The 20,750-nt window shown below is 63.7% G+C and carries 16 protein-coding genes and 1 tRNA gene; 11 read left to right on the top strand and 6 right to left on the bottom strand.

Going from position 1 to position 20,750, the window contains the following annotated elements; all coding sequences use genetic code 11:
• Positions 1-222: 222 nt before the first annotated feature.
• A complete protein-coding gene (locus E1H16_RS05055; protein WP_134322609.1) occupies positions 223-1,602 on the bottom strand; it encodes a zinc-dependent metalloprotease in 1,380 nt (459 codons plus the stop codon).
• Between the two features lie 209 nt (positions 1,603-1,811).
• Here E1H16_RS05055 and E1H16_RS05050 point away from each other — a divergent pair, with 209 nt between their 5' ends.
• The 7 genes from E1H16_RS05050 to E1H16_RS05020 all read left to right on the top strand — a co-directional run bounded on the left by E1H16_RS05050 (position 1,812) and on the right by E1H16_RS05020 (position 11,327).
• Positions 1,812-2,834 (top strand): YlbL family protein, encoded by a 1,023-nt coding sequence (locus tag E1H16_RS05050; RefSeq protein ID WP_134322608.1) that lies wholly within the window; start codon positions 1,812-1,814, stop codon positions 2,832-2,834.
• Positions 2,835-2,951: 117 nt separating this feature from the next.
• Positions 2,952-5,891 carry a UPF0182 family membrane protein gene (locus E1H16_RS05045; RefSeq protein ID WP_134322607.1) on the top strand — a complete coding sequence of 980 codons (2,940 nt, stop codon included), beginning with the start codon at positions 2,952-2,954 and terminating at the stop codon, positions 5,889-5,891.
• Positions 5,892-6,024: 133 nt separating this feature from the next.
• Entirely contained in the window at positions 6,025-6,618 is a 594-nt protein-coding gene (locus E1H16_RS05040) for an HdeD family acid-resistance protein (RefSeq protein ID WP_134322606.1), read from the top strand.
• 684 nt (positions 6,619-7,302) lie between these two features.
• Complete coding sequence (locus E1H16_RS05035) at positions 7,303-8,322, top strand: substrate-binding domain-containing protein (RefSeq protein WP_134322605.1); 1,020 nt, start codon at positions 7,303-7,305, stop codon at positions 8,320-8,322.
• Between the two features lie 23 nt (positions 8,323-8,345).
• Positions 8,346-9,161, top strand: a complete 816-nt coding sequence (gene modA, locus E1H16_RS05030) for a molybdate ABC transporter substrate-binding protein (protein ID WP_134322604.1) — start codon at positions 8,346-8,348, stop codon at positions 9,159-9,161.
• A gap of 17 nt (positions 9,162-9,178) precedes the next feature.
• Positions 9,179-9,982: an ABC transporter permease gene (locus E1H16_RS05025; protein WP_243837670.1), complete on the top strand. Its 804-nt coding sequence runs from the start codon at positions 9,179-9,181 to the stop codon at positions 9,980-9,982.
• Positions 9,983-10,286: 304 nt separating this feature from the next.
• Entirely contained in the window at positions 10,287-11,327 is a 1,041-nt protein-coding gene (locus E1H16_RS05020; protein ID WP_134322603.1) for a sulfate/molybdate ABC transporter ATP-binding protein, read from the top strand.
• Between the two features lie 97 nt (positions 11,328-11,424).
• Here E1H16_RS05020 and E1H16_RS05015 read toward each other — a convergent pair whose 3' ends face one another.
• The gene (locus E1H16_RS05015; protein WP_134322602.1) at positions 11,425-12,252 is read right to left on the bottom strand and encodes an ABC transporter permease; all 828 of its coding nucleotides are present in this window, start codon (positions 12,250-12,252) and stop codon (positions 11,425-11,427) included.
• Positions 12,252-13,175: an ATP-binding cassette domain-containing protein gene (locus E1H16_RS05010; protein WP_134322601.1), complete on the bottom strand. Its 924-nt coding sequence runs from the start codon at positions 13,173-13,175 to the stop codon at positions 12,252-12,254. Before E1H16_RS05010 ends, E1H16_RS05015 begins: the two co-directional genes overlap by 1 nt.
• Positions 13,176-13,264: 89 nt before the next feature.
• On the opposite strand from E1H16_RS05010, the gene E1H16_RS05005 reads away from it, so the two are divergent.
• Positions 13,265-14,014 (top strand): TetR/AcrR family transcriptional regulator, encoded by a 750-nt coding sequence (locus E1H16_RS05005; RefSeq protein ID WP_134322600.1) that lies wholly within the window; start codon positions 13,265-13,267, stop codon positions 14,012-14,014.
• Positions 14,015-14,227: 213 nt separating this feature from the next.
• On the opposite strand, the gene E1H16_RS05000 is transcribed toward E1H16_RS05005, so the two are convergent.
• Positions 14,228-15,880: a bifunctional NAD(P)/FAD-dependent oxidoreductase/class I SAM-dependent methyltransferase gene (locus tag E1H16_RS05000; RefSeq protein ID WP_134322599.1), complete on the bottom strand. Its 1,653-nt coding sequence runs from the start codon at positions 15,878-15,880 to the stop codon at positions 14,228-14,230.
• A 75-nt stretch (positions 15,881-15,955) separates the two neighbouring features.
• Between E1H16_RS05000 and E1H16_RS04995 the strand changes: the two genes are divergently transcribed.
• Complete coding sequence (locus E1H16_RS04995; RefSeq protein WP_134322598.1) at positions 15,956-16,513, top strand: helix-turn-helix domain-containing protein; 558 nt, start codon at positions 15,956-15,958, stop codon at positions 16,511-16,513.
• Positions 16,514-16,734: 221 nt separating this feature from the next.
• On the opposite strand, the gene E1H16_RS04990 is transcribed toward E1H16_RS04995, so the two are convergent.
• Both E1H16_RS04990 and E1H16_RS04985 read right to left on the bottom strand, forming a co-directional pair.
• Positions 16,735-16,808 (bottom strand) — tRNA-Met (locus E1H16_RS04990).
• 25 nt (positions 16,809-16,833) lie between these two features.
• Positions 16,834-18,030 carry an aminotransferase-like domain-containing protein gene (locus tag E1H16_RS04985; protein ID WP_208378860.1) on the bottom strand — a complete coding sequence of 399 codons (1,197 nt, stop codon included), beginning with the start codon at positions 18,028-18,030 and terminating at the stop codon, positions 16,834-16,836.
• 66 nt (positions 18,031-18,096) lie between these two features.
• On the opposite strand from E1H16_RS04985, the gene E1H16_RS04980 reads away from it, so the two are divergent.
• The gene (locus tag E1H16_RS04980) at positions 18,097-18,549 is read left to right on the top strand and encodes a MarR family winged helix-turn-helix transcriptional regulator (RefSeq protein WP_134322597.1); all 453 of its coding nucleotides are present in this window, start codon (positions 18,097-18,099) and stop codon (positions 18,547-18,549) included.
• Positions 18,550-18,858: 309 nt separating this feature from the next.
• Positions 18,859-20,586 (top strand): N-acyl-D-amino-acid deacylase family protein, encoded by a 1,728-nt coding sequence (locus E1H16_RS04975; protein WP_134322596.1) that lies wholly within the window; start codon positions 18,859-18,861, stop codon positions 20,584-20,586.
• The last annotated feature ends 164 nt before the right edge of the window (positions 20,587-20,750 follow it).

The raw sequence follows: 20,750 nt of genomic DNA, 5'->3' as shown, positions 1-20,750 counted from the left end.
TAGCCGACGGACGTCGGTCGCGCTCGGCTGCATCGCTCACTGCGTCAGCTGCCTGCGGCGGTTCGGCTTAGCCGTCTGCTTCGGTCGGCGGCTGGTTCAACCGTCTGCCGCACCCGCCGCCAGCCGACCTGTCCCAGTCGGCTGCCTCGGTCGCTCGCCGGGGTCGGATCTGCCTCGGTCGCCCGTCTGATGTCGCTGTCTGCCTTAGCGTGCGCCTGGCGCTCAGCGTGCGCCCGCGTCGTCCGGCCCGGAATCGGAGTCGTCCGAGCCTGGGTCGTAGCCGAGTAGCGCGTCGAAATCGGCCTCGGTCAACTTGGGTTCGTCATCATCGGCCGACGGGGCAGAGAAGTCCTCCGAGGTCGGCAACAGATCCGGGTGCTCCCAGAGCGCGTCGCGCCCCGCGATGCCCTTCTCGGACTCGATCCGCTCCCACATCGCAGCCGCGTCACGCAGTCGACGTGGCCGCAATTCGAGCCCGACCAGGGTTGCGAATGTCTGCTCCGCCGGACCACCGGTTGCGCGGCGGCGGCGCATCATCTCCGAGAGCACCTGCGCGCCTGGCAGCCGCTGTCCCGCAGCCGCGGCGACGACGCGGTCGACCCAGCCCTCGATCAGTGCCAGCAACGTCTCCAGCGCCGCGAGCTGCTGCTTTTGGGCCTCGGTCTGTTGCGGCTCGAACACCCCACTGGACATGACCTCTTGAATCTTTTCTGGATTGCTCTGCAGGTCCTCGGGGGAGATGTCCGACAGGGACCGTTCGATCGCATCTTTATCGATGCTGATCCCAGCGGCGTACGTCTCGATCGTGGCCAGCAGTCGCTTGCGCAGCCACGGCACGTGCACGAACAGACGGTGATACGCCGACTCCCGTAGCGCCAAATACAGCCGCACCTCAGCGACATCGTGCTCCAGCGCATCGGCGAGTTCGTCAACGTTCTGTGCGACGAGTACGGCGGTGCCCTCCGGGCCGAGGGGGAGGCCGATATCGGTCGAAGTCAGTACCTCGCCGGAGAGCTGTGCCAGCGCCTGCCCGACCTGCCCGCCGAACATCATTCCGCCCATCGCCTGCATCATCGACTCGAGCCCAGGCATCTGGCCCAGTCCCGGAATCGACTGAACTCCGTCCTCAGGCAGCAGCGAGGTCATCGCCGTCACCATTTTGGCGGCGACTGGGTCGCACAATTGCGCCCATACGCTGAGGGTGCGAGAGACCCACTCGCTGCGGGTCCACACGTCTGTCTTGCGTACGCCGCTAGGGAAGGTGCTCGCGTCGGTCAGCCACAGATCCGCGATCTGGATCGCCTGCTGTACGTCGGCGAGGTTGGTGCGCGCAGACTTCTCGTTCTGGCGCGCTGCGTTCACGGCGGTCTGCTTGGCGAGATCCCAGTTCACCGGCCCTGAGCCAGAGGTGCCCGACAGCATGCTCTGTAGTTGCTGAATCATCGGCATCAACGCGTTCAGATCCGTCGGCATCTGGCCGCCGGGCATCCCCGGAAACGAGAAACCAAACGGGTTTGACGGCTGCGGCGTTTGGTCGTTGTTCTCCTCGGACGGGTCATCGTCCGCACCGGAAGCGTTGAAACCGAACGGCGGCTTCGTCATGAGTGCTGCCTCCTCAGATGGGCATTCTCTATCGTCAACGTTCCACGCAGTCGGTGTTGTTCCCGCCAACGCGGTCACTGAGGGTACCTGCGCGTTCCCGCATGTCCTATCGTGCGCTGCTGCCGCGACCGAGGTCGCCGGGTTGGGGATTTCTCTCGACCGACGCTCCTCATTGGCTCGGCCGCTGCGCGCTCGAATAGGCTAGAGGAATGACCCGACGCGTGCAGACCCTGCTCACCGGCGTCGCCGTCCTCATCGTATTAGTGCTCGCCCTGGCATTTATTCGGTTGCCCTACATCGCGTTGGTGCCCGGTCCCACGGTCAACACGCTGGGGAAGTACAACGACACGCCGATCATCGAGATCGAAGGTAAGACGCCGAACAAGACGTCCGGCAACTTGAACCTGACCACGATCGGCATCGTTGATGAGATCTCGATCATCCAGGCCATCAGCGGCTGGTTCTCCGGTGACAGTGCAATCGTGCCGCGCGAGGTGTACTACCCGCCGACGCAAACCCGCGAGGAGACCACCGAACAGAATCGGCAGGCCTTCGTGCAAAGCGAGAGTGCCGCGATCGTCGCGTCGATGGATTACCTGGGTTACCCGAAGATGGTCGTCGTCGTCACGCCGCCGGAAGACTCGGACATCGCCGCCGGCGATGCGCTCCAGGCCATCGACGGAACGCCCGTGGCCACCACAGACGCACTTTCGGGCGCACTGCAGAAGATTGAACCGGGTACGACCGTCACCGTCGACTACTTACATAACGGTGCGGAACAGAGCACCGACATCGTCACCACCGAACCGCCCGAGGACGCCGGCGTCGACGGATCGCTGCTGGGCGCCACAGTTACTGAGCGCGGGTACGGCGGATTCAGCGTGAACTTTCCGGAGAATGACATCGGCGGACCGTCGGCCGGCCTCATGCTCACGCTCGGGATTATCGATCTCGTCGGTGACGAGCCGTTGATCGATGGCGAGTTCATCGCCGGCACCGGTGAAATCAGCCCCGACGGCAAGGTCGGACCAATCGGCGGCATCCGGTTCAAGATCATCGCCGCGACCGAGGCCGGAGCCGAACTATTTCTGACGCCGGCGGAAAATTGCGCCGAAGCGCTGGACGATCCACCGGACGACGCGCCGCCGTTGGCCAAGGTGAGCACTTTGCAGGACGCCGTCGATGCGATCGAGGCGTACCGCGCAGGGCAGGACTTCCCGGTCTGCTCATAGGGTAGGTGGGCACTGGGCTCAATCGGGCCGTTGGGAACCGGGCGCGCGTGTAGAACGTTGTGCTCACGATGCGCAAACCGTCGACCGGCGGTTGGACTGTGAACGGGAGCGTGTGAGGTGGCTGTTCGACCGCCGACAGTGTCGTTAGGGCTCAGTAAGCGAGCTCGAATACTGCTGATTGTCGGCGTGGTGATCGTGGTATTGGTCATAGCGGCGTCACTGATCTCCCAGCTGCTCGTGCACTACTGGTGGTTCCAAGAAACCGGCTACACCTCGGTGTTCTGGACCACCTGGCGCACCCGCGGAATCTTGTTCGCCATCTTCGGCGTCATCGCTGCCTTGATCGTGGGCTTCAATGTCTTCCTGGCGTACCGGTTACGACCGGCCTTCCGGCCGATGACCGCCGAGCAGCAGAACTTGGACCAGTACCGTCGCATACTGGAACCGCGCAGCAAACTTTCGTTGATCGTGATCACCCTCGCGGCATTCCTGTTCGGCGGATACGCGGGCCAGGCCGAGTACAAGTCTTATCTGTTGTGGGCGAACTCGACACCGTTTGGGGTCACCGACCCTGAGTTCGGCATGGACGTGTCTTTCTACACGTTCGAATTACCGTTCTGGCGATTCGTGCTGAGCTTCCTGTTCGTAGTGATCGCCGTATCGCTCGTACTCGCCGCCGTCGTGCACTACTTGTACGGTGGGATCCGGCTGAACACGCCGGGGCAGCGATTCGCCACGGGCGCGCTAGGACACCTCGCCGTGCTGCTGGGCGTGTTCGTGCTGATGAAAGCCGTCGGCTACTGGTTTGACCGATATGACCTGTTGTTCTCCACCAGGGGTAAGAACTTCGACGGTGCGTCTGCGGCCGATGTGAACGCGATGCTGCCGGCCAAGACGATCCTGGCGATCGTGGCCATCATCTGTGCGATTGCCTTCTTCGCGACGTTGATCATGAAGAACTTCGCGATCCCGGCGATGTCGCTGGCCCTGATGGTGGTAGCCAGCCTCGCTATCGGGGCGGCATACCCGGCGATTTACAACCGGTTCGTGGTCGAGCCGAACGCCGACGTCGAGGAGGCGCAATATATCGAACGCGCCATGGACGCGACATTGGCGGCGTACGGCCTCGAAGACGTCAAGTACGAGGACTATCCGGCTGAAGCGACCGCGGAACCCGCCGCGATCCGGGCCGACACCGGGACGATCCCGCACCTGCGACTGCTCGATCCGAACGTGATCTCGGACGTCGTCCAGCAGCAACAGCAGGTCCGTAATATCTACTCGTTCCCGGACAAGCTCGATATCGACCGCTACACCATCGACGGCGAGACGACCGAATACATCGTTGCGGTGCGCGAACTCGATCCGTCGAACTTCACCGAACGTCAGTCGAACTGGATCAACCAGCACACCGTCTACACGCACGGGTACGGGCTGGTGGCCGCACCGGCGAACGAGATGGACGCCTCGGGCCTGCCGAACTTCGTGAATTCCGAGTTCGAAGGCGGCCTGATCGAGGTCGACCAACCTCGGATCTATTACGGCGAACTGAATAACGAGTACGCGATCGTCGGTAACGACGGCGGTCCGGATCGAGAATTCGATCGTCCGGTGGGCGAAGACGGTGACTCCGAGGTGAAGACGACCTACGACGGCGAAGGCGGCGTACCGGTCAACAACATCTTCTCGAAAATGGTCTTCGCGATTAACTATGCCGAGACGAACTTCGTGCTCAACGACAGCATCGGCAGCAACTCGAAGGTCATCTACAACCGCACTCCGCGCGAGCGCGTCGAGGCCGTCGCGCCGTTCATCACCGCGGACGGCGACCCGTACCCCGCCGTGATCGACGGCCGGATCAAGTGGATCGTCGACGGCTACACGACCAGTGACAAGTACCCGTATTCCGCGCAGATGAGTCTGCAAGAGACCACCACCGATGCCCAGACCGGCACCGGCACCGCGGCATTGCCGGACGAGACAGTCAACTACGTCCGTAATTCGGTCAAGGCGACGGTGGACGCGTACGACGGCACGGTCACGGTGTACGAGTGGGACGAGGAAGATCCGGTCTTGCAGACCTGGGAAAAGGTCTACCCGGGAGTGATCACGCCGAAGTCCGACATCCCCGAGGAGTTGTCCGCGCACTTCCGGTACCCGGAAGACATCTTCAAGATTCAGCGTCAGCTGATCACCCAGTACCACGTCACTGACGCCGGCCAGTTCTACAGCGAAGACGGCTTCTGGAAGGTCGCCAGTGATCCGAACGGGGCTCAGGGAGACCAGCCTGCGTACTACGTTCGTTCGCAACTTCCGGGTGAGAAGAAGTCGACGTTCAAGTTGACCTCTGCGTTGACCGCGCAGAACAAGGACAACCTCACGGCGTACGTCTCTGCTGCCAGCGATCCCGGTTCGTACGGCGAGATCACCGTCTTGACGATGCCGCCGTCCTCGAACGTCTTCGGGCCGGGGCAGGTGCAGTCGCAGTTCAAGTCGGACGAGACGGTGAAGACCTCGATTCGTAACCTGGGCAGCGACGGATCGCACATCATCTGGGGCAACCTGCTGACCGTGCCGCTGGCCGGTGGATTGCTGTACGTCGAGCCGATGTACGTACAGGGCTCGTCGAATGCCGCGTACCCGACGATGCAGAACATCCTGATGCAGTACGGCCAGGAAGTCGCGATCGTCAAGACGATCCAGGAGGGACTGGACCAACTGTTCGGGCCTGGCGCCGGTGACAACGCGCAAGATATGCCTGGCGGGACGGGGGATACCGGCTCCTCTGGCGACCCTGATGATTCGGGTGACGGCTCCGACAATGGGGATACGAACGCGGGCTCAACTCCGCCGCCGGGCGGTGGTTCCGCGGGAGGGTCGTCGTCCCCGGCGGTGATCGCGGCGAACACCGAGTTGCAGGATGCGATCGCGGCGTACGACGAGGCCGCGAAGGCGGGAGATTACGCTGCGATGGGCGAGGCGCAGGCGAAGGTGCATGAGGCTGCCAAGGCGCTGGACGAGGCGCTTGTCGCTGACGCTCCCGCCGACGGGGACTAGCTCAAATCCGTCGTCTGGTGTGCTTTGGCATTCCAGACGACGGTTAGCTTAACGAGACTCTTGAATATCGACGAATGGCGCTATGCTCGCCGTGGGTGACCCTGAACCGGGGTCAGAGACCATAAGGGGCGCCATGTCCACTGAGACCACTTCTGCCGCAGAACCGCGTGATGCATCGTTCACCGATTCGGCTGTTTCTGTGTTACGCACCGCGCTGGGACTCTACGGAGTCTTGGCACTTGTTATCGGCATCATGATTCTGGTGTGGCCCGGCAAGACCGCCGTGGTTGTCACGGCGATCATCGCGATCTACGCGATTATCGGCGGTGCGGTGTACGCGGGCCTGGGAGTCTTCTCGAAGATCGAATCGGGATGGTCGCGCGTAGGGCATATCGCGCTCGGCGCGCTGTACGTAATCGCCGGAGTCATCGCCCTGCTCAATCTGGGCGCGACGACCGTATGGCTCGCGGCGTTCATCGGAATCCTGGTCGGAATCATGTGGATCATCGAGGGCATTGTGTCGCTGTCGACGCTAGGCGGCGCCAAATCCAAGGGCTGGACCGTCTTCTTCGCGATCGTCAGCATCATCGCCGGACTGGTCCTGCTGTTCTCGCCGCTCTACGCGATCGCGACGCTGTGGTGGCTGATCGGCATCATGCTTGTCGTGATCGGTGTGATGCAGATCGTGCGTGCCTTCACCTTCGGTAAAGGTGATGTCGTCCTGTAGGACTGTCGTCGTGCAAGACCACGGCAAAGGCGACAACGCCCTGAACCTCGCACGAGCACGGCGCTGTGGTGCAGGAAGACCTTCGGCGATGGCGATGTTGTCTGGTAAGACGTTCGGTGAGGCCACATCGCCTTGTAGGACTGTCCATTAGGGCGAAGCCGGACTATCAGCAGAACACGATGCGTTGGGCGCCCTGGCGAGTTGATCTCGCTGGGGCGCTTCGCTGTCCGAGCGCTTCGCCATCCCAGGACAATTTCGACGCTCAGTTATCGACCGGAACCTGCGTGCCTCGTCCCGGGTCGGTGATCGACTGGAGTGAGGTGCGCGCGGAAGTGGAGGTGCAGCGGGCTGGACATGTCCGTGACCACGGCGGATGCGGTGCGGTCGTCGCGAGCGACAGCGTCGTCTGCAGACGCGCACTGACAGGTCCGTCCAGCGCCGTCTACAGCTGCCCGCCCCGGGCGGCTCCCTCCCCGAATGTGTGCCTAATATCGGCCTGCCTCCTGGCCATCACTCTTAACGTTCCGCGCCACTGTTGGCGAGATCAGCCGCAAAATACGCAGCCCAGGCGGGCAGGCATCGGCCATACGTGGATGCCTGCCCGACTTCACTGCGTATTTGGAAAGCCGCCCAAAGATGAGGTGCTGGTAGCACTGCAAAATCTCGACGCGTTAGTATTCGAGCGTGGACGACAGAATTTCAGCGAGGCGTATCGAGCGAGGTTGGACTCAGGCCGATCTTGCCGAGCGCGCTGGGGTGACCCGGCAACTCGTGAGCGCGCTCGAAGCTGGTCGCCACGTGCCGAACGTCGTTGCCGCAATGGGCATCGCGAGTGCCCTGCAGGTGACGGTAGAGGACCTGTTCGGCGATGAACCGGAACCGGTTGACGCGCTGGACGTCGCGGCGCCAGCCGGGTCGCCGGTTTCCGTAGCCCGCGTCGGCGGCCGCCTGGTCACGGCCGCCGGCGCGCACGGTTTGCTCGGCGCGGAAGCGTGGGGCGTCGCCGACGCCGTTGTCGCAGACACCCTGACCTGGCTGCCAGGGCGCTCGCCGGCGAGCTTGCTGATCGCCGGATGCGATCCCGCGATTGGCCTGCTGAGCGGAGTCCTGGATCGCTCGGGTCATCGCATGCTAGGTCTGCATGCGTCGACTGGCCGGTCTGTCGATGCCCTCGCTGCCGGGCGAGTACACGGGGTCTTGGTGCACGGCAGAGCATCAGAGCTGCCCGAACCCCCGGTGCCGGTACGACGCTGGCGAGTCGCCCGATGGCAGGTGGGGTTATGCGCGCCGTCGGGACGGCGTACGGCACCCAGCATCGACGAACTCGCGAGTCGTCGGCTCAAAGTGGTGCAGCGAGATGCGGGCGCGGGTAGCCAGCGTGCTTTTGAACGCGCCCTGCGTGCGGCGGGAGCCCCCGAACTGCCTGGCCCGATAGGCGAGGGACACCTAGACGTCGCCAGACGGGTGTCGTACGGCGGTGCAGATGCCGGTGTGCTCATGGAAGCGGCGGCCGCGGTGTTCGGACTGCGATTCAGTGCCCTTGAAGAGCACGGCGTCGAGTTGTGGCTCGCCGAAGAATGGCGCGATCTACCGGCCGTGACGGCACTCGTCGAGGCGTTGCTGGGGCGCGAGTTCCAGGCGCAATTGGGATTGCTGCCTGGCTATGACATCACCGAATGCGGCACAGAGTTGCGCGTGAGTTAGTTGATTCCGCCTGAGGAGGCGATATGAAAAGTACCGTCACCACCCTCATTCCACATCGTCGCGCTCGCGCGTTGGGCATCGTGCTCGCAGCGGCGCTGGCGGTCGCGGGATGCAGCTCGGACGATCCTGATTCTGACGGCGGTTCGGGCTCAGGCTCCAATGGCGGTTCCGAGGCGGGCACGATAACGGTGCTCGCCGCGGCGTCGTTGACCGACACCTTTACTGAACTCGGCGAAATGTTCGAGGAAGAGAATGATGGGGTGACGGTCCAGTTGAGCTTCGGCGGATCCTCGACGTTGGTTGAGCAGATCCAATCGGGTGCCCCGGCGGATGTCTTCGCTTCGGCGGACGAGAAGAACATGGAGAAGCTGGGCGATGAGGCTATAGAGCCCGCGCCGTTCGCGAGCAACACTCTCGAAATCGCCGTACCGCCCGGGAATCCCGCGGGCGTGGAATCGTTCCAGGACTTGGCCGAACCCGACCTGAAGTTGGTCATATGCGCGGCCGAGGTGCCGTGTGGAACTGCCACCGAGAAGGTCGCCGAGGCTACTGGGGTCGAATTGTCGCCAGTGAGCGAAGAGCAGTCGGTGACCGACGTGTTGGGCAAGGTGAGTTCGGGCGAGGCCGACGCGGGCGTGGTCTACAAGACCGATGTCGTAGGTGCGGGCGACTCGGTGGAGGGCGTTGAATTCAATGAATCGACCGAAGCGGTCAACACGTACCCGATCGCGCAACTTGCGGAGGCGGAGAATTCCGAGTTGGCGCAGAAGTTCATCGAGTTCGTGCTGAGCGATGCAGGACAACAGGTGCTTGCCGACGCCGGCTTTGGCAAGCCGTAGTACGGACGGTGTAGCAGTTGGCTAATTCGAGCACACAACGGGGGCGTGGCATCGGGCGCCCCCGTTGGCTCTACCTGCCCGCAGCCGTCGGCGCGGCGTTCGTCCTGCTGCCACTGCTGGCGATGATCGCCCGCGTTGACTGGACGAACTTTTTCTCGCTAATCACCTCGGAGTCAGCGCTGGATGCGTTGTTGCTGAGTTTGCGGACCAGTTCAGTCAGCACGTTGTTATGCATCGTGCTGGGTGTACCCATGGCCACGGTGTTGGCGCGGACTCAGTTCCGCGGGCAGGGGCTGCTGCGATCGTTGGTGCTGTTGCCGTTGGTGATTCCGCCGGTCGTGAGCGGGATCGCCTTGCTGTATACGTTCGGGCGCAAGGGAATGCTCGGCTCGACGATGGAGTTCCTGGGAATCGAGGTCGCGTTCTCTACCGCTGCGGTGGTGATGGCCCAGACGTTTGTTGCGTTGCCGTTCCTGGTGATTTCCCTGGAGGGAGCCATGCGTACGGCCGGCGAACGGTACGAAGTCGTGGCGGCTACTTTGGGCGCCGGGCCGACGACGGTGTTTCGACGGGTCACTCTGCCGCTGGTCATGCCCGGGCTGCTGAGTGGAGCGGTGCTGGCGTTTGCGCGTTCACTTGGGGAATTCGGCGCGACGATTACGTTCGCCGGCTCGTTGCAGGGTGTCACCGCCACGCTGCCGATCCAGATCTATCTGGAGCGAGTCAGTGATCCGGACGCGGCGGTTGCCCTGTCTCTGGTACTGGTGGTGGTTGCGGTGCTGGTGATCGGCATCGCCGGACAGCGGCGAGGTGCGCGATGAGTGAGCGCGTGACCAGCCCGTTGGCAACTGATGCAGCAGGTGTGCTGGGAACCGACGCGGCCTGCCCGCTGGCACGTGACTCGGCCCGCTTGCTGGGAACCGCCGCAGCCCGCCCGTCGGCGCGGTGCGCACCGAACGCGCTGGCCAGTGCAGGTGTCGACAGGGTCCCGGACCTGTTGCTGAAAACGCAGCCTGAGCGGGCAGATAACTCTGATGGAGGGCTAACTCCCCGCCGGGACTGCGTTTTCCGCGGGACTCGACTGATCAGCCGCTGCGCGGGCGGTTCGTTGCGGCGAGGTGCGTTATGAGGGCGGTCGAGTACGACGCGGTGGTCGACGACCGCGACGTGCAGGTGCGGTTGAGTATCGGCGTGGGCGAGACCGTTGCATTGCTCGGGCCGAACGGCGCTGGCAAGTCAACGGTGTTGAACGTTCTCGCCGGTCTGCTCGAGCCATCATCGGGAGACGTACTGGTGGACGGTCGTTCGCTGGCTGGAATTCCGCCACATAAGCGATCGGTGGCGATGCTGGCGCAGGAACCGCTGTTGTTTCCGCATATGAGCGCGCTGGAGAATGTCGCTTTTGGACCGCGGTCCGCCGGCGTTGACAAACGCGCCGCACGCGATGCCGCGCATCAGATGCTGGCCGATGTCGGGGTGGGCGAGTTGGCCGCGCGTCGGCCCCGCCAACTCAGCGGCGGGCAGGCTCAACGCGTGGCGATCGCCCGGGCCCTTGCGGCGAAGCCGAGTTTGCTGTTGTTGGACGAGCCGATGGCGGCCCTCGACGTTGAGGTGACACCGGCGCTGCGGCAGACATTGCGTACGGTACTTGAGGATCGGACGGCGTTGATCGTGACGCATGATGCGCTGGATGCGTTGCTGCTGGCCGATCGCGTGGTTGTCATTGAGCGCGGACGTGTCGTCGAGGAGGGGCCGACCCGCGTGGTGTTGAGCCAGCCGCGTAGCGCATTCGCAGCGCGGATCGCGGGGCTGAACCTGGTAGCAGGATCGTGGGATGGTCATGCCGTCGTTCATCCATCGGCAGCGGTGACCGGTCTGGCCGCAGACTCGCCGCCTTCGTCGGGTGGTGAGGCAGTAGCGGTGTTCTCGCCCACGGCGGTCGCGGTGTACGACGTGGAACCGCACGGCAGCCCACGGAATACGCTCGCTGCGGTGATCGCCAGCATCGAACCACTAGGCGACCGCGTGCGGATTCGCTGCGAGGTAGGGGATCTACGGATCTCTGCCGAAGTCACTCCGGCGTCGGCCGCCGAATTGGATCTGACGCCGGGGACGTCGGTGTATCTCTCGGTCAAGGCGACGGAAGTTACTGTGCACTCTGCATGAACGCTGTGGCCTGTCGATGGATCGATACGACGAGTCCAGATGACGCTGCGCCACGGATCTCGTCACGTGGCGCAGCGTATGTTGTCGGCAGTGTGCGTTAGCGGGCAACGCGACGTGGAAACAGGTAGGCCGTCAATGCGATGGCCACGGCGATGATCCCTACGCACCAGGCAATCGCGACGACGGCGTCCGTGCCGGGGGCGGTGCCGTTCAGTAACGATCGCGCGGATTCGATCACCGGGGTGATCGGCTGGTGCTCGGCGAAGCCCTGAAGCCAGCTCGGCATCGTGCTTACGGGCACGAATGCGCTGGAGACGTACGGCAGGAACAGCAGCACGAAACCGTATCCGTTGGCGGCCTCGGGCGAGTGTGCCACGAGGCCGAGCATCGCGAAGATCGAGGTAATGGCCAGAATGTAGAGGCCGAGGACGGCGAGCACGCCGAGCCACTCCAGCGGGCTCGCTACGGGTCGATAGCCGATGGCGACGGCGACGATGATGACGACAGCGGTGGCGATGAGATTGCGTACGACGCTGGCGATGGTATGGCCGACGAGCACGGTCGCGCTCGGGAGTGGCATGGTGCGCAACCGGTTAATGGTTCCTGTGGTCATGTCCTGACTCACTCCGACTGCTGTCGACGCGGCGCCGAATCCGGCACACGTCAGCACAATGCCGGGGACGACGTAATTCAGGTAGTCGCCGCCGGGCGCGAGGGCGCCGCCGAAGACGTAGGTGAACATCAGCATGAGCATGACGGGTAGCAAGACCGCCATCAGGATCGATTCGACATCCCGCAGACTGTGCTTCATCGCGCGACCGATAAACACGCGTGAGGCGGTGAGTACGCCGCTTCCGGGCGCAGGTTCCGGGCGCGGTCGTGAGCGCGACTGCTCAGCGGGGGTGGTGGTTGTCGTGGCGCTCATCAGGCCACCTCTTTCTGGGGTTCGGGGGAGTCGTGGTGCTCTGGGGACTGCGCGTGGTGACCGGTCAGTTTGAGGAATGCGTCGTCGAGGGTCGGGCGGTGTAGTTCGACGCGTAGCGACGGGTCAGCGGCCGACGCCTCAGCGGCGATGGCGGCCAGCGCTCGGGCTGAGCCGTCGGTCGGAACGTCGCGTAGCGTCGAGCCGTCGGGACGAACGAGCCGAACGACTTCGCCGCCGACGAGACTCTTGAGGTGGGCGGCGCTACCCTGCGCGACGATGTGTCCGCCGTCCAAGACCGCGATTTGATCGGCAAGTTGGTCTGCTTCTTCAAGGTACTGAGTGGTCAGGAAGACGTTGGTGCCTTCCGCGGCTAGATCGCGGATTTGCGCCCATAGCGCCAATCGACTGCGCGTATCGAGCCCGGTGGTGGGTTCGTCGAGGAAGAGGATCTCGGGTGGCCAGATCAGGCTGATGGCAAGATCGAGGCGCCGCCGCATGCCGCCCGAGTACGTCTTCAGCGCACGCGGCCCGGCTTCGGCCAGATCAAAGCGTTCCAGAAGTTCCGCGGAGCGCCGTTGAGCGGACTTGGTAGATAGGCCGACGAGTCGGCCCATCATGACCAAGTTCTCCGCGCCGGTGAGTACCTCGTCGACGGCGGCGAACTGCCCGGTCACGCTGATCCGCCGTCGAATGCGTTCGGCTTCGACGCGAGGATCGAGCCCGAGGATACGAATATCACCGCTGTCGTTGGGAACTAGGGTCGTGAGGATGTTGATCAGGGTGGTCTTACCCGCGCCGTTCGGACCAAGAAGCGCGTGTACGCCGGCGGGCAAGGAAAGGTCGAGGTCGCTGAGCACGGTGCGGTCGCCGTACCGCTTCGTCACGCCGTTGACGGCGATGACTGGCGTGTCTGTGTATGTCATATACTGAGTATGACATACACAGTCTACGACGTACACAGTTAATTTTGGGTCGTGTGTCTCCGGGAGACGTTGCCGCTTAGGGTTGAGGGATGGCCGAAATGACAGAGAGTGGATTGCCGCGCGCGGTGGCGATTGGGTGGGGGATGCTTGCGGATCCCCAGAATGGTCCGCGGCGTGGGCTGAGTCATGAGGTGATCGTGGCGAAGGCGATCGAGATCGCCGACGAGCACGGTATTGCGGCTCTCACGATGGGTAGGTTGGCCAAGGAGCTCGGATTCACCACGATGTCGCTGTATCGATATGTGGCGAACAAGGATGAGCTCCTGTTACTGATGATTGGCTCCGAGTCGGTGTTGCCGCAGAAGTGGCCAAAGATCAGCAGCGACTGGCGGGAAAGCCTGCGGGATTGGGCGCACGTAATGCGCGATGTGTGCCGAGCGCACCCTTGGTGGCTCGATGTGCCTCGCGGGCCGACGTCGGTGTTGATGCCGGCGAGTGCGCGGATCGCCGATCACGGATTGCAGGTCTTGGAGTCGCTCGGTGCGGATGACAGCGATAAGATTTCGCTCATCTTGGTGCTCTCGTCGTATGTCACGGCATTCGTGGAACTCGAGCGCGACCTCGCGGGCCAGGAGGACCTGTCGTTCGGGCCTGAGGCAATGGCCGAGCTGGCGGAGGTGGTTACCGTCAAGAAGTACCCGGCGCTCGCGCCGTTGCTACTTGCCGGCGGGTATGTCGGCGGACCTGAAACCTCGGACGTAGGTGCCGGCGTCGATGCCGAGTTCGAGCACGGCCTCGATATCTTGATCGCTGGGCTCGCGGCGAAGTACGACGCTTAGGTCCGGACGCGCAGGCGCGTCGCCCGCGCGGGCGATAAGCCAATCGCCCGCGCGGAAGACGACTGCCGCTCGACTCGCGAAAGATGACCCCGCATCGTTGTGGCGTTGCGCCGAACCCCGGCGAAAGTTGCCTGCGCGTGGCCGGGTGTCCGTGGGCGGCCGGCGGATGACTCAGCGCCGGACTCGACAGTTCAGCTCGTCGAGGCCGGAGACTCAGCGCGCGAGTCGGGTTGCGCGCAGCACGACGTCGTCGACATGGTGGGTGCTCGCTGCGCCTGGAGGGCGTGGTCGAGTTTCCTGTGTCTCGATGTGCCAGGTATCTGGGTCCTCGCTCAGCGCGGCGGCGATCTCCTCGACGCCCACGAACGCCTCCGGGTCGTACATTCGGGTTTGGCTCGCGACGTCCACCGGCGCTCGCATCGGGGCGAGGTCGTGATGCACGACCAGCAGGGTGCCGCCGGGTGCGACGGCGGCGAACAGACTGCGCAGTCCGCGTTGATCGGGAGTGCGCTTGAATGAGCCGTACTGCAGCGAAACCAAGTCGTAGGATCCGGTGCCGAAGGGAGCGGGGTCGTTCGCGTCGCTTCGGAGAAGTTCGACGTTGAGTTTGCGATGGTCGGCCTCGGCGCGCACTCGCGCGAGTGCGTTTCCGGAAATGTCGGTGGCCGTCACTGCCCAACCCTGTTCGGCTAGCCAGAGGGCATCGGCGCCTTCGCCGGCGCCGACTTCTAATGCCCGGCCCGGCGTCATGGCGCTGACCTCGTGAACGAGCGTGCCGTTCGGATTGGCGCTCCAGGTTCGGTCGGAGCCGCCGTAGCGGTGGTTCCAGTCGGTCTCCTCACCGGAGGGTCGGGCGGCGTTACGTAGATCTTCGTCGGCGAGGCTGAAGGCGATCATTGCGCCAACCTGGCCGCCGTGGGCGGCCGAGGGGAGCACCTGCAGGCTCGGATCGGTGACGTTACCGGCCGCGTAGACGCCGGGTACCGCGGTCTCGCCGCGCGGGTCGACGACCAGGACATCGCCCGCACCACTGGGATGCGCGGTGGCCTTCACTCCGAGGCCAGCCAGTACATCGGCTCGGGCGCGGAACTGTGAGCCCACCACAACAGCGTCCGCGTCGAGGATGCGATCGTCGCTGAGCTCGACACCGCAGACCTCACCGTCGGATCCGGTGCGGACTCGGCGTACTGCGGTGCGTTCAATGACGACGCCCGATGCGGCCAGGGTGGCCACGACGTCCTCGTCCACTCCGCGTGCATCGTGCAGGACGACGGTGAGTTGATCGGTGAGGTGGCGGAACAGAGTGGTGGGGTGCAGGTTCATTGGGTGTGTGACGATCTGAACCAGGCGTTGGTCGCGGACCTCGAACCCGTGGCAGAACGGGCAGTGGATCACACCGCGTCCCCACTGCTCTGCGACGCCGTCGATCGAGGGGAGTTCATCACTAATGCCGGTTGCCGCGAGGACCCGGCGGGCGATCAGCGTGTGGCCGCCGGTGAGGTCGATCTCGAATGTTGCGTCCTCGCGACGGCGTACGCCGGTAACTCGTCCGGCGAGCACTTCGCCGCCGTGGCTGCGAACCTCCTCGCGCCCGATGCGAATCAGGTCGCTGGGAGCGGCGCCGTCGCGACCCAAGTAGCCGTGCATATGTGCGGCTGGGGCGTTACGCGGGGTTCCATCGTCGATCACGATGACGCTGCGCCGCTGCCGGGCGAGTTGTAGTGCGGCAGTCAAGCCTGCAGCCGAGCCGCCGATGATCGCGACGTCGCAATAGCGCTGCACGGCGGGGCCTTGCTGGGCGCCGCCGTCTCCTGGGTGGTGATGGGAATGGTGTGGGTGCTGGCCTTGCTCGAGGTTCTCGCTCATATTTTCGACTGTACGACTCCAAGCGATTAACGCAAGTAATCTTGCGGAATTCGCAAAACATGGCAAACTCAAGGAATGAGCGAAATCTCCGATGTCGAAGTCTTAGCGCGATCGCGGCTACGTAGCTTGCGCAGCACCCTGGGCTACTCGCTGGACGAATTGGCCGAACGCACCAACCTCAGCCCGTCGACCATCAGCCGGGTGGAGACGGGCAAGCGCACGTTGAGCCTGGATGTGGTGGTGCCCTTGGCGAACGCGCTCCAGGTGAGCCTCGACGTGCTGTTTGAGGCGCCGAGCGATGATGACGTCGTCATACGCCCAGTTGCGCACAGTAGCGGTGCGCGGACGACGTGGATGCTGAGTCGACCGGACGGGCGGACCGTCGCGATGAAGATGCGTCTAGAGCCGTCTGAAGCCCCGCCTAGCCAACGGGTGCACCCTGGTCACGACTGGCTCTTGGTCTTGGAGGGCCGCGTCCGGTTGTGGTTGGGGGAGCGGCAGATCGATGTCGACGAGGGGGAGGCCGCGGAGTTTGCGACCATGGTTCCGCACGCGGTCAGTGCGGTGGGTGGCGCAGCAGAGTTGATCATGATCTTCGATCGTGAGGGGCAGCGCGCACACGTGCACCAGTGAGCCCTGGTGGCTGATACCGCACGTCACGAGCCAGAAATCAGCGGTCCCATACACACTTTCTGGCGCTTAAGCCACAATCTGGCCATTCACCCAAAACCCGCCAACACGCCGACAGCCATATATGCACTTTGGCCTTTAACCCCACGATCGGACTATTGAAGATCGCACGGGAATGCGAAGACCCTCGAACGTTCAACTCACATTCGAGGGTCTTTCCGTAGTAGCGGGGACAGGATTTGAACCTGCGACCTCTGGGTTATGAGCCCAGCGAGCTACCGAACTGCTCCACCCCGCGGCGACTTGTTCTAAGTTACGCGGTTTCATCGCGCCGTGCAAGCGGAAATCGTGTGCCTCCAGTCACGAAGTATCTGGGCGAGGGTGTGCAGGCCTCGGTCGGTGTCGGCGGCGTCCGCATGACTGAAGTTCAGCCGCATCGTGCCGAGTTCAGGCTGGCCCGGATAGAAATCCTCTCCAGGCATGAAGGCGACGTTTCGGTCGATTGCGGTGGTGAGCAGATCCCGAGTATCTAAAGGATCTCGCAACCGTAGCCAGTAGAATAGCCCTCCGGTGGGCTTGTGCCATGTGGTGAGATCGCCGATATTGCTACAGAGAGCGTCTTCGAACGCGTCGCGGCTCGAGCGGTAGAAGTCGGCGAGGCGGCCTAATTGTTCCGGCCAGGCCGGCGATGTGATCGCCTGATAGACGATGTGTTGCGAGAGTCGAGAACTATGTAGGTCGGTGGCTTGCTTGACGATGGCAAGCTGGGTGAATAGGTCTTCGGATGCTGCGAGGAAGCCGAGCCGCAGTCCGGGTGCGAAGGTTTTTGAGAATGATCCCTGATATATCCAGGGTCCGTCGGTCATGCGCGAGGTGATCGGCGTACGGTCGCAGGGGTCGTAGGTGAGTTCGCGGTACGGGTCATCCTCGAATAGCACTGTCCGATTGCGTAGGCAGTTCAGTGCAATCGTGTCCCGTTCGGCCTCCGTTGCACATGCGCCGGTCGGGTTTGCGAATGTCGGCACCAGGTACGCCAGGCGGGCTTGGTTCGCGAGCGTCCCGCCGGCGCCTCGCGGAGTCGTTCCCGGGTGCATCCGGGGTGACCTGCCTGGATCTGTAGCGAGGGAGGCGATATCGGTGAACTCCGCGCCATAGAAGCGCAGCACTTGTAGGGCGGCGAGGTACGTCGGGTGCTCGACTGCGACGGGGGTGCCGCGGTCGATGAATAGTTTCGCTGCGAGATCGATGCCTTGCTGACTGCCGCTGAGGATCATTACGCGTTCCGGTGGCGCGTCAATGCCCAGGTCGGTGAGGTTCGCCGAGATGGCTGCGCGTAGGTCGGCGTCCCCCTCGGTGGGTCCGTATTGCAAAGTCGCTGGCGGGACGGAACCTTCCCAGTAGGGCAGCGGGTCGTTCGCGGGCAGCCCACCTGCGAACGACACCATTCCCGGGCGATCGATCACGTTGAGGATCGCGCGAATCGGGGACGGACGAAGTCCGTCGACACGCTGAGAGAACACGGCGTCACCCCTGAGGTAGGTCAATAGTATTGACTAAGGATGCAGCGAAAAGGAAAATAGGTCAATATGATTGACGAAGATCGAGAGTCGGATCTGCGTGGGTGTATCGAGGCGTTGTACTTCGGGTATCGCGCATTCACTGCGCTCCCGGACCGCATTCTCGCCGCGCACGGGCTTAATCGTGCGCATCACCGGATCCTCTATTTCGTGCACCGCCAGCCCGACATCTCGGTGAGCGAACTGTTGGCTGTGCTGGCCATCTCAAAACAAGCAGTCCACCGTCCGTTGAGGGATCTCGAGGTGCGCGGCTTGGTGGAGATAAAGCCCGACGCGCAGGACAAGCGCGTGAGGCGGATCGTGACGACCAACGAGGGCGCTGCACTGGAGGGTCGCCTCACGGGCGAGCAGATGCAGTTGCTGGAGCGGGCATTCGAAGGGGCTGACGACGCTGCGGTGCGGAACTGGGGCGACATCCTCAGGCGACTGGCCGAGGTGGACGACGAGGCGACGGACGAGTAGGCGTCTGCGATGCGCTCCCGAGTTGGTAAGTGCGTAAGTCGGCGACGTCGTCCCGAGTGGGGCGGTCGGGCGTGACTGCAGAATCGGTGAACCCTCCGCTCAACTGACCGCTCGTGCTCGTGACGCGAGTCACTATGAGTCTCATGTGATCTGGGATACGTTCGTCAAAAGTGGTTAGCAGAACGAAGCGTTGGTTCTGCTTCCGTCGGGTGGGGTGGCGACGCGTGCGCGATCGACAACCTTGGTCTTCGTCCCTACGTGGCGGCTTCGGCTCGCGGGATCGGCCCGCAACGACATAAGGGGAATGACGTGGCTGAGTTCGATCTGGTAATTCGCGGGGGCCGGGTATACGACGGGTCCGGCTCGGATCCCTTCACCGCCGATGTCGCGGTGACCGACGGCAAGGTCGCCGAAGTGGGCAAAGTGTCGGGCTCAGGCCGGCAGGAGTACGACGCGGACGGCGCAATCGTCGCCCCTGGCTTCGTTGACCTCCACACCCACTACGACGGGCAGGCCACGTGGGACAGCTACCTGCAGCCGACGTCCTGGCACGGGGTGACGACTGCGGTGATGGGTAACTGCGGCGTCGGGTTCGCGCCGGCTTTACCGACCGATCACGACCGGCTGATCAAGTTGATGGAGGGCGTGGAGGACATTCCTGGCGTGGCGCTCGCTGAGGGATTGTCGTGGGACTGGCAGACCTTCCCAGAATTCCTGGACGCATTGGAACGACTGCCGCACGACGTCGACTTCGCGACGCAGGTGCCGCACGCCGCACTGCGGGTGCGCACGATGGGGCTGCGGGCAGCGTCGCATGAGATCGCTACCGACGAAGAGATGTCGATGATGGCGAAGCTGGCCGCGGAGGCGATCGAAGCCGGCGCGCTCGGCTTCTCGTCGTCGCGCAGTTTGAACCACCGCAGCAGTACCGGCGAACTGACTCCGTCGTACCGTGCTGGTGTCGCCGAACTTGTCGCGATCTCGAAGGCGATCGGGGAGACCGGCAAGGGTGTGCTGCAGTTGGTCTCTGATCTGGCGGAGAACGATGAGGCGGAATTCGACCTGATCACGAAGATGGTCGAGGCGTCGAATCGGCCGATGTCGGTGTCGCTGACTCAAGGTGGCTACGCGGATCGCCACACCAAGATCCTCGATCTCGTCACCACGCTGAATGAGCGCGGATTCGCGGTGCGCGGTCAGGTCGCGGCCCGCGCCATCGGCGTCATCCTCGGCCTGGAATGCACGCTGAACTCGTTCATGATGAACCCGGTCTTCAAGGCGGAGATCGCTGGGCTCCCGATCCCCGAACAGGCCCGGAAGATGGCCGACCCGGAGATGAGGCGCCGGATTCTCGCGGCGCAGACCGACGAGAAGGACAAGACCATCATCGGTGGCGGGCTGATCGACCTCTACCCGTACATGGTCTACCTGGCGGACCCGCCGAACTACGAACCCGACCTGGCCACCGAGTCGATTGCTAACCGGGCGATCGCCGAGGGACGCACCCCCGAGGAGATCGTCTATGACCACATGGTCGAGGCCGAAGGCAAGGGCAAGCTGTACGTGACACTGACCAATTACCAAGACGGAAACCTTGACGCCGTGCGCGAGATGCTGGTGCATCCGTACACCGTGCCGGGCCTGTCGGACGGCGGCGCGCACGTCGGCACGATCTGTGATGGCAGTTTCCCCACGACCCTGCTGCAGTACTGGGCGCGCGACCGTGCGTACGACCGGATTCCGCTGGAGTTCGTCATCCACCGCCAGGCCCGTGCCACCGCCGAGGCAGTGGGCCTGCTCGACCGAGGCCTGCTGAAGCCAGGTTACAAGGCCGATATCAACATCATCGATTTCGACAAGTTGCACCTGTACCGGCCGACCGTCAGTTTCGACCTGCCGGGCAACGGCCGTCGCCTACTGCAGCGGGTGGACGGCTACAAGCACACCTTCTTGAACGGGACCGAGATCTACCGCGATGGGGAGTCGACCGGAGAGTTGCTCGGCAAACTCGTCCGCGGCCCGCAGGGTGTGGCGTAGTTCGAGCTTCCGTAAGGTCTTGCGCAGCCCAAATGGCTTGGCGAGTGGGAGTCCGCGAGCGCAATCGATAGCGTTCCAGCGCGGAAAAGTTGTCGTGCGGGCCGGGAACAACAGCGCGTGGAACTCCGGGGACGGCGGCGTCGTGGAGTGGCGCCCCGACGCGG

It is taken from the genome of Cumulibacter soli, from assembly GCF_004382795.1.
In the GTDB taxonomy this organism is placed as follows: domain Bacteria; phylum Actinomycetota; class Actinomycetes; order Mycobacteriales; family Antricoccaceae; genus Cumulibacter; species Cumulibacter soli.
The sequence above is the reverse complement of the archived record's forward strand: the minus strand, read 5'-3'. Positions and strand labels throughout refer to the sequence as shown.